The 14,561-nt window shown below is 56.3% G+C and carries 14 protein-coding genes; 9 read left to right on the top strand and 5 right to left on the bottom strand.

All coding sequences use genetic code 11. From position 1 onward, the window contains the following. Nucleotides 1–235: 235 nt before the first annotated feature. From ACA373_RS16190 to yjdN, 7 genes are all read left to right on the top strand, one after another. On the top strand, nt 236–970 hold the full coding sequence (locus ACA373_RS16190) for a gluconate 2-dehydrogenase subunit 3 family protein (protein WP_125290235.1): 735 nt from the start codon (nt 236–238) through the stop codon (nt 968–970). A 2-nt stretch (nt 971–972) separates the two neighbouring features. Further along, nucleotides 973–2,757, top strand: a complete 1,785-nt coding sequence (locus tag ACA373_RS16185) for a GMC family oxidoreductase (protein WP_253456038.1) — start codon at nt 973–975, stop codon at nt 2,755–2,757. A gap of 11 nt (nt 2,758–2,768) precedes the next feature. After that, a complete protein-coding gene (locus ACA373_RS16180) occupies nt 2,769–4,082 on the top strand; it encodes a cytochrome c (protein ID WP_370734837.1) in 1,314 nt (437 codons plus the stop codon). 348 nt (nt 4,083–4,430) lie between these two features. After that, complete coding sequence (locus ACA373_RS16175) at nt 4,431–4,841, top strand: GNAT family N-acetyltransferase (protein ID WP_301730334.1); 411 nt, start codon at nt 4,431–4,433, stop codon at nt 4,839–4,841. 16 nt (nt 4,842–4,857) lie between these two features. Further along, entirely contained in the window at nt 4,858–5,544 is a 687-nt protein-coding gene (locus tag ACA373_RS16170) for a PAS and helix-turn-helix domain-containing protein (RefSeq protein WP_301730377.1), read from the top strand. A 13-nt stretch (nt 5,545–5,557) separates the two neighbouring features. Then, entirely contained in the window at nt 5,558–6,850 is a 1,293-nt protein-coding gene (locus tag ACA373_RS16165) for a cytosine permease (RefSeq protein ID WP_370734808.1), read from the top strand. A 210-nt stretch (nt 6,851–7,060) separates the two neighbouring features. After that, nucleotides 7,061–7,501, top strand: a complete 441-nt coding sequence (gene yjdN / locus ACA373_RS16160) for a VOC family metalloprotein YjdN (RefSeq protein ID WP_125290238.1) — start codon at nt 7,061–7,063, stop codon at nt 7,499–7,501. On the opposite strand, the gene ACA373_RS16155 is transcribed toward yjdN, so the two are convergent. Further along, nucleotides 7,491–8,399: a LysR family transcriptional regulator gene (locus tag ACA373_RS16155; RefSeq protein WP_301289639.1), complete on the bottom strand. Its 909-nt coding sequence runs from the start codon at nt 8,397–8,399 to the stop codon at nt 7,491–7,493. The two genes, yjdN and ACA373_RS16155, sit on opposite strands and share 11 nt — an antisense overlap. 99 nt (nt 8,400–8,498) lie before the next feature. Between ACA373_RS16155 and ACA373_RS16150 the strand changes: the two genes are divergently transcribed. Next, nucleotides 8,499–9,566, top strand: coding sequence for an SDR family oxidoreductase (locus tag ACA373_RS16150; protein ID WP_253456026.1), 1,068 nt, complete (start codon nt 8,499–8,501; stop codon nt 9,564–9,566). Between the two features lie 27 nt (nt 9,567–9,593). Here the strand turns inward: ACA373_RS16150 and ACA373_RS16145 are convergent, their stop codons facing one another. Then, nucleotides 9,594–10,124, bottom strand: a complete 531-nt coding sequence (locus ACA373_RS16145; protein ID WP_253456023.1) for a GNAT family N-acetyltransferase — start codon at nt 10,122–10,124, stop codon at nt 9,594–9,596. A 244-nt stretch (nt 10,125–10,368) separates the two neighbouring features. On the opposite strand from ACA373_RS16145, the gene ACA373_RS16140 reads away from it, so the two are divergent. Beyond that, nucleotides 10,369–11,148 (top strand): L-threonylcarbamoyladenylate synthase, encoded by a 780-nt coding sequence (locus ACA373_RS16140; RefSeq protein ID WP_125290242.1) that lies wholly within the window; start codon nt 10,369–10,371, stop codon nt 11,146–11,148. A 28-nt stretch (nt 11,149–11,176) separates the two neighbouring features. Here the strand turns inward: ACA373_RS16140 and ACA373_RS16135 are convergent, their stop codons facing one another. The 3 genes from ACA373_RS16135 to ACA373_RS16125 all read right to left on the bottom strand — a co-directional run bounded on the left by ACA373_RS16135 (nt 11,177) and on the right by ACA373_RS16125 (nt 14,119). Then, nucleotides 11,177–12,067 (bottom strand): LysR family transcriptional regulator, encoded by an 891-nt coding sequence (locus ACA373_RS16135; RefSeq protein WP_301730330.1) that lies wholly within the window; start codon nt 12,065–12,067, stop codon nt 11,177–11,179. Beyond that, nucleotides 12,067–12,696: a LysE family transporter gene (locus tag ACA373_RS16130; protein WP_370734807.1), complete on the bottom strand. Its 630-nt coding sequence runs from the start codon at nt 12,694–12,696 to the stop codon at nt 12,067–12,069. Before ACA373_RS16130 ends, ACA373_RS16135 begins: the two co-directional genes overlap by 1 nt. Nucleotides 12,697–12,820: 124 nt before the next feature. Next, nucleotides 12,821–14,119 (bottom strand): MFS transporter, encoded by a 1,299-nt coding sequence (locus tag ACA373_RS16125; protein ID WP_253456016.1) that lies wholly within the window; start codon nt 14,117–14,119, stop codon nt 12,821–12,823. Nucleotides 14,120–14,561 lie beyond the last annotated feature (442 nt).

Here is a 14,561-nt window from a genome sequence, read left to right as displayed (position 1 = left end):
CCCTCTCTGGTGACGTGCCTCTCTCTTTCCGCCTGCCTGGTTGTTAATGAAATTGTGCCATTTTGTTTATTTACGCTAATTTTTTGCGCCGATTCCTGTTAAAATCCACAAATTGTTACCGGTAACATTGATTCAGATCACGCTAGCGCCCGATTTTTATAAAAAAACAGGCTAGCGGGTCTCCCATCACGAATGCTTACAGCCGAACAACCAGGCCATTTTAAAAGGCAATGTCATGTCAAAAGAAACGATCGGAAGCTCCCGCAGGGACTTTCTGCTGAGAACCATTACGCTTGCGCCCGCCGTGGCGATTGGCAGCACGGGCCTGGGCGCGTTAACCGCGCCAGCCGCAGCCGTAGCCGCGCCCGAGCCTGCAGGGCCGCAGCAGGCCCGCGATTACCAGCCCACCTGGTTTACCCCGGAAGAGTACGCTTTTATTAAGGCGGCCGTGGCGCGCCTGATCCCTGCCGACGAACGCGGCCCCGGCGCGCTGGAAGCGGGCGTGCCGGAATATATCGATCGTCAGATGAACACGCCTTACGCGACCGGTTCCAACTGGTATATGCAGGGGCCTTTCCATCCCGATGCCGACAAAGAGCTGGGCTATCAGTACCCGCTGATCCCGCGCGATATTTACCGCCTGGGCCTGGCGGACGCGGATGCTTTCGCCAAAGCGCAGCACGGCAAAGCGTTCGCCGACCTGAGCCACGACCAGCAGGACGCATTGCTACAGGCCTTTGAAGCCGGCAAAGCCGAATTCAAACAGGTTCCGGCTAAGGTTTTCTTCTCTTTCCTGTTACAGAACACGCGCGAAGGCTTCTTCAGCGATCCTGTGCATGGCGGCAATCAGAATATGGTCGGCTGGAAGCTGATCGGCTTTCCGGGCGCGCGCGCTGATTTTATGGACTGGGTTGAACGGGGCGAGCGCTATCCGTTCCCGCCGGTGTCGATTCGTGGGGAAAGAGCATAAGCATGGCAAACGTAATGAAAAAAGTAGATGCGGTGATCGTAGGCTTCGGCTGGGCGGGATCGATCATGGCGAAAGAGCTGACCGAAGCGGGCCTGAACGTGGTTGCGCTGGAGCGTGGCCCGCATCGCGACACCTATCCTGACGGCGCGTATCCGCAGGTTATTGATGAGCTGACCTATAACATCCGTAAAAAGCTGTTCCAGGATCTCTCCAAAAGCACCGTGACCATCCGCCATAACTCGGCGCAGACCGCGCAGCCCTATCGCCAGCTTGCCGCGTTTTTACCCGGCACCGGCACCGGCGGCGCGGGCCTGCACTGGTCAGGCGTGCATTTCCGCGTCGATCCGATCGAGCTGCGGATGCGCAGCCACTATGAAGAGCGCTACGGCAAAAAGTTTATTCCTGAGGGCATGACCATTCAGGATTTCGGCGTCACCTATGACGAGCTGGAGCCGTTTTTTGATAAGGCCGAAAAAGTGTTTGGCACCTCCGGCTCGGAATGGCGCGTTAAGGGCAAAGTCGTCGGCCAGCAGGGACGCGGCAACCCGTTCGCGCCGGATCGCTCCGACAAGTTCCCGCTGCCCGCGCAGAAGCGAACCTTCTCCGCGCAGCTGTTCGCGCAGGCCGCTGAATCCGTTGGCTATCATCCTTACGATCTGCCTTCCGCCAATACTTCCGGCCCGTACACCAACACCTACGGCGCGCAGATGGGGCCGTGTAACTTCTGCGGCTATTGCAGCGGCTACGCCTGCTATATGTATTCCAAAGCGTCGCCGAACGTTAACGTGCTGCCTGCGCTACGCCAGGAAGCGAAGTTTGAGCTGCGCGAAAACGCCAACGTGCTGCGCGTCAACCTGACCGACGACAAAAAGCGCGCCACCGGCGTGACCTATGTCGATGCGCTTGGCCGCCAGATCGAGCAGCCCGCCGACCTGGTGATCCTGTCCGCCTTCCAGTTCCATAACGTGCACCTGATGCTGCTGTCCGGCATCGGCAAGCCTTACGATCCGGTCACTAACGAAGGCACCGTAGGCCGTAACTTTGCCTATCAGAATATTTCCACCATCAAGGCCTTCTTTGATAAAGACGTCTTTACCAACAACTTTATCGGCGCGGGCGGCGCGGGCGTGGGCGTGGACGACTTCAACGCGGATAACTTCGACCACGGCAAATATGGCTTTGTCGGCGGCTCGCCGTTCTGGGTTAACCAGGCGGGCGTGAAGCCGATCTCCGGCCTGCCGACGCCGCCGGGCACGCCAGGCTGGGGCAGCAAGTGGAAAGCGGCGGTCGCCGATCACTATACGCATCATGTCTCGATGGACGCGCACGGCGCGCACCAGTCCTATCGCAACAACTATCTGGATCTGGATCCGAACTACAAGGATGCCTTCGGCCAGCCGCTGCTGCGTATGACCTTCGACTGGCAGGAAAACGACATCAAAATGTCGCAGTTTATGCATGGCCGGATGCACAAAATCGCCGAAGCGATGAACCCGAAACTGATCAGCGGCGCGCCGAAAATGCCGGGCACGCATTTCGACACCACCGTGTATCAGACCACGCATATGAACGGCGGCGCGATCATGGGCGAAGATCCGAAAACCAGCGCGGTTAACCGCTATCTGCAAAGCTGGGATGTGCCGAACGTGTTTGTTCCGGGCGCGTCCGCCTTCCCGCAGGGGCTGGGCTACAACCCGACCGGCATGGTGGCGGCGTTGACCTACTGGTCAGCGAAAGCGATTCGTGAACAGTACCTTCCAAGTCCAGGTCCGTTGGTGCAGGCGTAAGGATGACCATGATGAAAATGCTGATCCCGGCTCTGATGCTGGGTATGACCACCTTTGTTGCGGCGGCGGAGGATAACGGCGCCGATCTGATCAAGCGCGGCGAGTATCTGGCGCGCGCGGGCGACTGCGTGGCCTGCCATACTAAAATGGGTGGCGAATCTTTTGCTGGCGGGCTGGCGATGGCGACGCCCATCGGCAAGATTTACTCCACCAACATCACGCCCGATAAGAAAACCGGCATTGGCGATTACAGCTATGACGACTTTCAGAAAGCGGTACGCCACGGCGTAGCGAAGAACGGCGACACGCTCTACCCGGCGATGCCTTATCCTTCCTATGCCGTGGTTAACGATGAGGATATGCACGCGCTTTACGCCTACTTTATGCATGGCGTGAAGCCGGTTGAGGCCGAAAACAGGAAAAGCGACATTCCTTGGCCGCTGTCGATGCGCTGGCCGCTGTCGATCTGGCGCGGGCTGTTTGCACCGGACGTAAAAGCTTTCCAGGCGATTAAAGGGCAGGATGCGGTGCTGGCTCGCGGTCAGTATCTGGTGGAAGGCCTGGGCCACTGCGGCGCCTGTCATACCCCGCGTAGCCTGACCATGCAGGAAAAAGCGCTGAACGACGGCGAAGGCAGCGACTACCTTTCCGGCAGCAGCTCGCCGATTGACGGCTTTACCGCCAACAACCTGCGCGGCGACAGCCGTGACGGACTGGGCCGCTGGAGCGAAGACGATCTGACGCAGTTCCTGCGCTATGGCCGCAACGATCGTACCGCGGCCTTTGGCGGCATGACCGAAGTGGTGCAGCACAGTTTGCAGCATTTAAGCGACGAAGATATCACCGCCATTGCGCGCTATCTGAAATCCCTGGGCGCGAAAGACTTAAATCAGGTCGGCTTTACGCCGGATGACAAGGTAGCGAAGGCGCTGTGGAAGGGCGACGACAGCAAACCGGGCGCGTCGGTGTACGTCGACAGCTGCGCGGCCTGCCATAAAACGGACGGCAGCGGCTATAAGCGCTTCTTCCCGCAGCTGAGCGGCAATCCTGTGGTGCTGGCGGAAGATCCAACCTCGCTTATCCATATCGTTATCAGCGGCGCGACGCTACCGGGCGTGAAGGGTGCCCCTTCTGCCATCACCATGCCGGCTTTCGGCTGGCGGCTGAACGACCAGCAGGTCGCCGACGTGGTGAACTTTATCCGCACCAGCTGGGGCAATACGGCCAAAGAGCAGGTTAGCGCCAGCGACGTGGCGAAAGTGCGTAAAAACGACGCTGAACAGCAGGGCAGCGTGGATATTGAGAAGCTGACTGAAGTGAAATAAGCGACTTTACGATCGAAAACGGCCAGCAAACTGGCCGTTTTTTTTTGCTTTATTTTTTAGTCCTCCCGCTATTTTTAGCGTGCTGCTTCAGGAGGTGTCTGTTATTTCAGAAAAGATGTGCCTCTTAATTTTTGCGTCAGATTAGATGCAATCTGATTAGTTGCACGGTGTAATAATTTCCCTGGTGTCGGCATTGACTGAAAATTAAATGACTACTTATTTTATAATTTATTTCCGTATAATAAAGACGAACCCGCATTGAATAACACGGTAGAAAATCCTCTTGAATTACTATCGTCAAAATGTTATTGGCTGCGGACTGGACGTTAATTTACAACGGGAGAAATAATGGAAATCGTTGTCACGGATAATCCTTCTTTACCGGATGAAGAGTTCGTTATTGATAATTTATGGAAACATAACAGCCAGTTTGACGAAGTGGATATTACACCGCTTTTCCTTACGCTGCGGGACGAGCAAAACCAGATCCTCGGCGGCCTGGTGGCGCGGACGTGGTGGCAGGGCTTAGAAGTGCAGTATCTCTGGGTTGGCGAAGCCGCACGCGGGCAGGGTAAGGGCCGGGAGCTGATGATAAAAGCGGAAGAGGTCGCCAGAAATCGCGGTTGTCGCATGTCCTATGTGGATACCTTTGATTTTCAGGCGAAAGGCTTTTATGAGAAACTGGGCTACAACGTCTATGGCAGCATGGAAGGCTACCTGGGCAAATATACGCGGTTCTATTTACAGAAAATGTTCTGATAATACGGAAAAAGCTATGCCGCCCACTAATGCGAAAATTAGCGCTTTTCGGAGCTTTATCGCTATGATGGAGCATCTGAACGAGCCCTGGGGTATTAAAGACCTTGATTCCAGACATCTTTATATGAACAAGGCCGCTTACCTTTATACCAATACGCCTGCATCATTCACGGTTGAAGGTGCCTGGGATGATGAGTTCCCGGCTGGTTGGGCGGAATGTTCGGCAGCGTTGCGGGAGCACGATCGTCGGACAGAAGAGCATTTGGGAAGAGTCGCGGTCATTGAAACGCATTATTGGTATGGCCGGGAAACGCTTTCACCTTATATCAGCGAAAAACTGCCGGTATTCGATGAACAGGGAAACTGTATCGGCACTATCTGGAATGCAAGACCGCTCGATACGCTGACGCCGCTGAAGTTTATTAATCACAAAAAGCCTGGCGTACTGACGACCGCTACGGAAAATAAATTATTTACGCCGTCCGAGCTGGATATTATCTTTCTGATGCTGCAAAGGTATACGGCAAAAGAGATCGCTAGTATCTTTAACGTCAGCGTAAAAACAATTGAAAATCGGGTATATACGATATATCAGAAAGCTGACGTGCATTCGTTGAAGCAATTTGAAGAATATTGTATCGCTCATAATCTGGAAAACTATATCCCTGCCCGTTTGATGAAGAAAGGGATTAACTTTATTTAACACGGAATCTTCTATGCAACACAATGATTTTCCTCTGGAACGCGTGCCACAACACAACCGCGTCTCTTTTCTGAGCGTGGCTATCGTCCATATGGGAATGCTTACCGCGTTGGATCAATTTATGTTAGGCGCGGTATTGGGCGACAGCATGAGCCTGTCGGCGGCGCTGACGGCCATTCTGGTAGGCAGCCTGTTATTTGGCCTGGTCACCTTTGGTTTTGGCTATATCGGTATGAAAGAAGGGTTGTCCGGCAGCTTGCTGGCGCGCTGGTGCGGATTTGGCCGAACGGGGTCGGCACTGATCGGCGTCGTGGTGGCGATCAGTTTATTAGGCTGGTTTGGTATACAGAATGCGATTTTTGCTAAATCGCTGAGCGCTGCGTTTTCCGATACGCTTAGCTTCCGGACAGCAGCAACGATCTCCGGCCTGTTTCTTACCGTGCTGGTGGCGTTTGGTTTCAAAGCGCTGCGCTTTACGGCACGCATCGCCGTACCGGTTTTTATTGCGCTGATCGCCTGGATTGCCTGGCAGACGCTGGCTACCGATCATGTGCAGGCAATGGCCGTTTCCCTGGCAGGTAAAGAGGTGCTGTCGGTGAACGCGGGCATCACGCTGGTGGTAGGCGGCGCCATTCTTGCCAGCCTGATGACGCCCGACCTGACGCGCTACTCGCGAAAAGGCAGCCACGTTTTCGGCGTCACGCTGGCGACCATTGTTCTGGGCGAGTTCATTATCAACGGCCTGGCGATCTTTATTGCGCGTAAGCTGAATACAGGCGACGTGATGTCTATCATCACGCTGGCTTCCGGCACGGCTGGCCTGTTTGCCGTTATTTTTTCTACGCTAAGGGTCAACGATTTGAATCTTTACTCCTCGGCGCTTGGCGTGATTAATGCCGTAGAAAGCCTTAGCGGCATAAAATTAAATTATCGACCCGTCACGCTGGCCTTGGGCGTGCTGGGCACTACGCTGTCGGTGCTGGGCATTCTGGATCACTTTGTCGATTTTCTGAATTTGCTCGGCGTTATTGTGCCGCCAGCGTTGGGCGTGATGCTGACGGAGTATTTCCTGCTGAAGAAGTACAGCCTTGCCTTACGGCGTTCCGGTCACGACGGCAGTTTGCCTGCGGAAACGACATTTACCGGCTGGCCCGCGATCCTGGCCACGCTGCTGGGCGGTTATATTGGACTGAATATGGCATGGGGCGTGTCTACCATTAATTCTTTTGTGGCGGCGTGCGCCGGCTATCTGTTGCTGGAACTGCTGACGGAAAAAGTTATCGTCCGTCGGACAAGAAAAGCCTGAGGCCACGACGACAAAGCGCCGTGACGCGCTTTGTCGTCCCTTTCCAACTACTGTTACTGTGCTGCTTTAAGGCATTCATAAACCGTTTATCCTTTGTCTTCTTTGCATATGTTATTAACCTGTAACATGTAATAAGCGCCAGATCTCAGTCGCCTGCTACACTTTCTTCGAGCTTGTTCTTCAGCACATACCTCAAACGAAGGAGATGTTATGCAACTTTCGCCTTATTTATACTTTTCGGGAAACTGTGAAGAGGCTATCGCTTTTTATCAGCAGGCCACGGGAGCCGAACTGACGGTTAAAATGACCTGGGGTGACGTGCCTGCGGAGAAAAAACAGCAGCCGCAGAAACAGAACAGCCCAAGCGCGGAACAGCCAGCGGATGATAAAATCATGCACGCGCTGCTGCATATCGGCGACGGCGAGCTGCAAATGAGCGACAGCGCGGAAGCGGTAAGCTATAACGGTTTTGCCGTCAGCCTGTCGAGCAACGATCCTGCCGAAGGCAAACGCTGGTTCGATAATCTTTCCGCTGGCGGTAAGGTCACGCTGGAATGGGAAGAAACCTTCTGGGCGGCCGGTTTCGGTACGCTGATCGATAAGTTCGGCGTGCCGTGGCGCATCAACGTAAATAAACCCGCTACTGACTGATTTTCAGCCGATCCAGCGTGGCAAGCAGCGCGTCGACCTTCGGCAGCAGCTGCTTTCTGCGCGGCCAGACGATAAACAGCGGCAGACCTTCTACCGCCAGCTCTGGCAGGATCGGTACCAGCGCGCCGCTGGCCAACTCTTTTTCCAGTAGCCAGGTCGCCATTTGCGCCACGCCGAGTCCGGCTACTACGGCGGCGACCTGGGCTTCGCCATCCCCTAACGCCATCCGATACGGCAGGGTTCGGGTTATCGTTCGTCCATCCGGCGAACGGATATGCCACGGACTGGTGCTGCCATCTACCCGATCGTAAACAATGGCTCGCCTTTCGGTCAGCGCCTGCAAAGAGTCGGGCACGCCGTGCTGCGCCAGATAGTCCGGCGAAGCGCAGAAGATCAGCCTTTCATTACCCAAAAAGCGGCAGCCCAGCGAGGGCGGAAAATCTGTCGAGCCGCCAATACGTATCGCGATATCCACGCCTTCCTCAAACAGATCGACAAAGCGATCGGAGAAAGAGAGGGCAATCTGCATCTCCGGGTTCTGCTGGCAAAATTCGTTGATAAGCGGCATCACCCGCATCCGGCCAAAGGTGTTGGGCACGGCAATCCGCAGCCGTCCGACCGGAATGGCGCGCTGGGCGGCCAGTACGGATTCCGCTTCCGCCAGCTCGCTCAGCACACGCGTACAGGTTTCATAAAAGGCCTGACCGGCATCCGTCAGCGCCAGTCGTCGCGTGGTGCGTTCAAACAGCCGCGAGCCGAGCCGGGCTTCCAGCCTTGCCACGCTTTTGCTGATGGCTGAACTGGTCAGATGCAACGAATCGGCGGCGGCGGTAAAACTGCCGTGCTCCACGCTGGCGACAAAGGGGGTGATATCTTTAAGGCGATCCCGACCGATCATTATTCATGACTCATATTCTCAAATAATATGAATTTATACCTCCAATAGGATTTTAATTCTCTATTAAGCTTAATGAATTAGCAATCAGGAGGAAAATTTATGCAACAACGCGCACTTATTGTCGGCGTCAGCGGCGTTATCGGTACTGCACTGGCAGAGCAGCTGACCGGCGACGGTTGGGAAGTTTATGGCCTTTCACGCGGCCGCACGGCGGTGCCGGCGGGCTGCACGGCATTGACCGCCGACCTTACCGATGCTGAATCCGTTAAGAAAGCGCTGGCTGACCTGAAGGTTGATAAGGTCTTCTTCAGCGTCTGGTCGCGTCAGGCCAATGAAAAAGAGAATATCCGCGTAAACGGCGCGATGGTGCGTAACGTGATCGACGCGCTGGGCGACGGCCTGAAAGGCGGCCACGTGGCGCTGGTCACCGGCCTTAAACACTATCTGGGGCCGTTTGACGCCTATGGCAAAGGCGCGGTGCCAATGACGCCGTTCCGCGAAGAGCAGGGCCGCCAGCCTGTCGATAACTTCTATTACGCGCAGGAAGATGAAGTCTTTGCGGGCGCGAAGAAGTATGGCTTCACCTGGAGCGTGCACCGTCCGCATACCATTATCGGCTTTGCGCTGGGCAACGCGATGAACATGGGCCAGACGCTGGCCGTTTATGCCAGCCTCTGCAAGCAGACCGGCCAGCCGTTTATCTTCCCCGGCTCGAAAGCGCAGTGGGAAGGCGTGACCGATATGACCAGCGCAAGCGTGCTGGCGCAGCAGCTGGAATGGGCCGCGACCACGCCGTCGGCGCAGAATGAAGATTACAACGTGGTCAACGGCGACGTGTTCCGCTGGAAATGGATGTGGGGCCAGATCGCCGACTATTTTGGCGTGGAAGCCGCGCCTTACCCGGACGAGATGCAGCCGCTGGAAGGGCGGATGGATGCGGCGGCAGAGCAGTGGAAAGCCATCGCGCAGCAGTTCGACCTCAAGGAAGCGGATATCAACCGGCTGGTTTCCTGGTGGCATACCGACGCCGATCTGGGCCGCCCGATGGAGGTCTTTACCGACGTCAGCAAAAGCCGCAAGGCGGGCTTTACCGGTTATCAGCCCACGCGCGATGCGTTTTTCGCGCTGTTTGACAGGCTGAAGGCGGAAAAACTTATCCCGGCCTGATGCTACAGGCGCCGCGCGTGACGGCCATTACGCGCGGCGCGCTGCTTCAGGCTGCACATATTCCTGACGCAGCATGCCATAGAGCGCGCAGTCCCAGCGCGCTTCTCCTACCGCCACGCCCTGCCGCTGTACGCCTTCCCGCACAAAACCCAGCTTCTCGTAGGTACGTATCGCCGCCTGATTAAAGGTGTAGACGCGTAGCTCAATACGCTCGATGCCTTCCTGCTGAAAAGCCGTCGCAATCAGTTGGCGCAGCATGTGCTCCGCCAGATTTTGTCCCCGCATCGCTGGATTGACCACCACGCGACAGAGGCAGGCCAGATGGTTGTTCCAGTCAAAGCCTGTCTGCGCCACGGCAGCCAGTTCGCCCGCCTGTTTTCCGGCAAAAGTAAGCAGGCTGGCAGGCTGCTGGCTGGCGGAATCCAGCAGCGTGGCGAGAAACGACTCTTCCAGCGGCCAGGCGACGCCCGGCCCGGCCCACTGCGTAACGTCGGCCTGCGACGTAAACCAACTGCTTAAGGCAAGCCGATCTTGCTCGGCGAAAAAGGCAATCTGCATAGGGTGCTCGCTCAGGCTAAAAAAGGTGAGTGGCGAAAATCCGCGAAGGGTTCAACTTTCTTTGTTCCGCAGGTCTGGCGGCGCTATCCGGCCTCATTCTGCAACAATTGTTTCCTGGTGGAAACAATAGCCGAAAGAGGCGCCTGACTGTTGCGAAAAAAGCCGCCTGCGTTAGGATGAAGTTATCCGGGCAGGCCAAAAAGGCGCTGACCCCCACATGACTCTTATACTGGCAGGGGCAATCATGAGCAATAAAACCATTCACTGGAACGGCGGCTTGCAGCCGGAAGCGGTAAATATCCTGTCTGCCGACGGCGGCATGATCGTCTGCCCGACCAAAGTGGGCTACATCATCATGACTTCCGATGCGAAAGGCCTGGAGCGCAAGTTCGACGCCAAGCAGCGCAACCGCAATAAGCCGGGCGTGGTGCTGTGTGGCTCGCTGGAGCAGCTGAAAGAGCTGGCGCAGCTGAACCCGGAAATTGAATCGCTGTATCAGCAGCACTGGGACAAAGACGTGCTGCTGGGCTGCATCCTGCCGTGGAAAGAAGAGGCGGTGGCGCGTATCCCGGAAGACGGTTCAAAAGATCTGATGATGGATCGCCGTCAGACCAGCTGCTTCGTGATTAAATTCGGCGTGCCCGGCGAGAAACTGGCGAAAGAGCTGTGGGAAAACCACGGTAAATTCTCCTTCGCCAGCTCGGCTAACCCATCAGGCAAAGGCAACCGTGGCCTGGTCGAAGGCATCGGCGAGCGTATCGAATCCCAGGCGGATCTGATTATCGAAGCCAACGACTATGTGAAGTCTATCCAGCCTAACGAATCGGAGAAAACCCGCTACGAGCAGGGCGTGATGGTGGCGATGGTGGATGAAAACGGCAAGCTGGTGCCGGAGCAGAAGGGTGAGCGCAACATTACGCCTTGTCCGGTGCTGATCCGTAAAGGGCTGGACGTGGATAAAATCATGTCGATGCTGTCAGACACCTTTACCACCTGGGATTACCGCCACGGCAACTACTACTGATTATGCAGGGCGGAGCTTCGGTTCCGCCTTACCTCAGTGCTTTCTGCAGCGCGGCGATAAACAGCCTGACGCGCGGCGAGATCAGGCCGTTCTCTTTGGTCAGGATCCAGGATTTATAAAGATCCATTTCCCATTCCGGCAGTACCCGACAGAGTTTTCCTTCCTCCACCGCCTGTAGGGCGACGTAATCCGGCAGATAGGCTATCCCCGTTTGCGCCACCGCTGAATTAACCAGCGCGGTACTGTTATTGGCGCGAAACCGGCTGCGCACCTCGATATCCCGCTTCTGCTTCTCTTTGCGAAAGGGCAGCGAGATAGTATGGGCCGGGCCACGAAACAGGATAAAGTCGTGGCGCGTCAGATCTTCCGGCCGCTGGATAGCGCTAAAACGCTCAAGGTAGGCTGGCGCGGCGTAAAGCCCCCAGCTGATATCCATCAGCGGCAGGCAGTGCGGATGTTCCGGCCTGTCGCGGCGGATGACAATAGCCAGATCGAGATTATCGTCCACCAGATTCACCGGCCTGTCGGTAAGGTCGAGATCCACGCTGACGTGCAAATTGCCCGCCACGAACTGGTTCAGCACCGGCACGATGCACTGGCAGCCGAAGGTAACCGGCGCGACGACGCGCAGGCTGCCGGTCGGCTCCTCGTGGAAGCGGCGAATAAAAAGTTCGGCGCTTTTTACCTCGCTGAGAATGCGCGCGCAGTAGTGATACCAGGTCATGCCGACCTCGGTCACGGCGATCTTGCGCGTGGTGCGCAGCAGCAGCTTTGCGCCCAGGCGTATTTCCAGCGCGGCGATCTCTTTGCTGACCGCCGACTTGGATATCCCCAGCTGTTTTGCCGCTTCGGTATAGCTCAGCGTTTCTACCACGCGGGCAAAAATCACCATCGCGTGCAGGTTTTCGACGTCGCTCATTAGCGGGCGGAGACTGCCAGCGCGCTGCCCGCAAAGACAAACAGGCTGCCGACGGCACGATTAAGCAGGCGCAGGCGCGACGGGTTGGCAAATACGCCAGAAAGGCGGCGACCGGCGCAGGCGTAAGCGAACATCAGGCCGCAGTCCGTGACGGCCCAGGTGACGGCCAGCGTGGCGAACTGGACAGCGTGCGGCTGGCTGGCTTCCACAAAGTTAGGAAACAGCGCGGCGAAAAACAGCAGGTCTTTGGGATTGCTGATGCCGACCATATAGCCTTTACGAAACAGTTTAAGCAGGCCGGGCATCGCCTGCGGCTGGCCGCTGATAACGATGCTTTCTGCCGGCGCGCTGTTGCGCCAGGCGCTGATGCCCAGCCAGATCAGATAGGCGGCGCCGACCACTTTCAGCACGGTAAAGGCGGTAGTGGAGGCCGCCAGGATCGCGCCCAGCCCCAGCGCCGATGCGGTCATCAGCGTCATGGCCGCCATCACGCCGCCGATCACCGTCGCCAGCGCGCGGCGTCGGCCGTAGCGCAGCCCGTGCGTCATGCTGACCAACGCAGAAGGGCCGGGAACGGCGATAAGAACGGCAATAATACCGGCATAGGCAAGCCAGAGGTGGAGCGACATAACACTATTCCTTGAACAATGAGCGACAGGAACCTTTCGGGTGGCCGTAGCTTAATGGCTGCGCAGGGGGAAGTAAATTAAGCAGAAGCGGTTCGGGGCGGAGAATGCGAGCCGCCCCGTAAAACTAACGGACTTTTTTCACCAGCACGGGAATTTGGCGCAGTTTGTTAGCCAGCCATAGCCCGCCCAGCAGCATCACGGCGATAAATGCGGAGACGCCAGCCCAGCCGTAGCCGTGCCAGAACACGCCGCCCAGCGTCCCCGCCACGCTCGATCCCAGGTAATAAAAGAAAAGGTAGAGCGAAGAAGCCTGGCCTCTGGCGCGACGGGCGCGGTGACCGACCCAGCTGCTGGCGACCGAATGCGCGGCGAAAAAACCGGCGGCGAACAGCATCAGGCCTGGCAGCACCAGCAACAGCGTGGTGAACTGGGTAGCGATCAGGCCGGCCAGCATCAACAGCAGCGAAGCCATCAGCACCACGCCGCGCCCGTAGCGAGCGGTCATCACGCCCGCCTTCGGCGAGCTGTAAGTGCCGGTCAGATAGACGACGGAGAGCAGACCGACCACCGTCTGGCTGAGGGAAAAAGGCGCGGCCAGAAAGCGAAAGCTGACATAGTTAAACAGCGTCACGAAGCTGCCCATCAGAATAAAGCCGACCAGGAACAGCATCGGTAATCCCATATCCCGCCACTGGAACATAAAGTTGACCAGCAGCTGGTGCGGCCGCAGCGAAGTGGCGCGGAAGTGCTGCGAAGGGGGCAACAGGCGGAAAAACAGCCCGGCGGCCGTCAGCGCGAACAGGCCGACCACGAACAGCGAAACGTTCCAGGAAAAGTGATCGGCCAGCATGCCGGTAGAGAGCCGCCCAACCAGGCCGCCAATCGAATTACCGCTGATATAAAGGCCCATAGAGAAAGAGAGGAAAACCGGGTGCAGCTCCTCACTCAGCCAGGTCATTGCCACCGCCGCGACGCCGCTTAGCGCCAGCCCGGTCAACGCGCGCATCGCCAGCACGCCTTCCCAGCTGCTCATGGTGGCGCAGATCAGCGTAAAGCAGGCGGCCAGCAGCAGCGAAACGGACATCACCGATTTACGGCCGATGGCGTCCGACAGCGGCCCGGTCACCAGCAGCCCCAGCGCCATCATGATGGTGGTGACCGACAGCGACAGGCTGCTTTGCGCAGGCGTCAGATGAAAGCTTTGCGAAAAAACAGGTAGCACAGGCTGCACGCAGTACAGTACGGCGAAGGTGGACAGGCCGGCGCAGAACAGCGCCAGCGTGGCGTGCATAAATCTGCGCGTGCCGCGAATAATATAGGTTTTATTTATATCAGGAGAATTAACGGGAGAAACTAAACTGTCGTCTTCATCTGTAAGACTTTCCGAGTGCAACGCTGCGGATTTATTTACTACCGGTGCCACGAGATTTCCTTAATCGTATTTGAAAGGGCTGGTTTGCTATCAGATAAACTTATCGCTGCCATCGCCATAACAGCATTTGACCCGCATTAGTATTCGGCCGTTTAAATTTAATGTAAATGAGAAATTTAAATAATTTTTCAAAGAATGAAAAAGCATCGCTTTAATTTTCGATTGAAGCTGCTTTGTACCGACTGCGGGCAAGCAGAAAGAAGCAACAGGCGGAAGCCCGAAAGATGGGGCAAGGTGGGCCTGAACCTGCTAAAGAGAGGGCGGCTGCTTTATTTCATTTTTTTCAGAAAATGTAAGAGGGGTTTCACCTCTTGCTATTCCTTTAATCAAGGAGGGAAATAGCGATTATTCTTTGTTTGTTTATTTTTTGAAATATTATCTTAACTTCTGTCATATTCGCGCTTATTTGCACTATGAGACACGAGTACTATAC

This window comes from Erwinia sp. STN24, assembly GCF_041320675.1.
In the GTDB taxonomy this organism is placed as follows: domain Bacteria; phylum Pseudomonadota; class Gammaproteobacteria; order Enterobacterales; family Enterobacteriaceae; genus Erwinia; species Erwinia aeris.
Note: the sequence above shows the minus strand (reverse complement) of the source record. Positions and strands in the feature narration are given on the sequence as shown.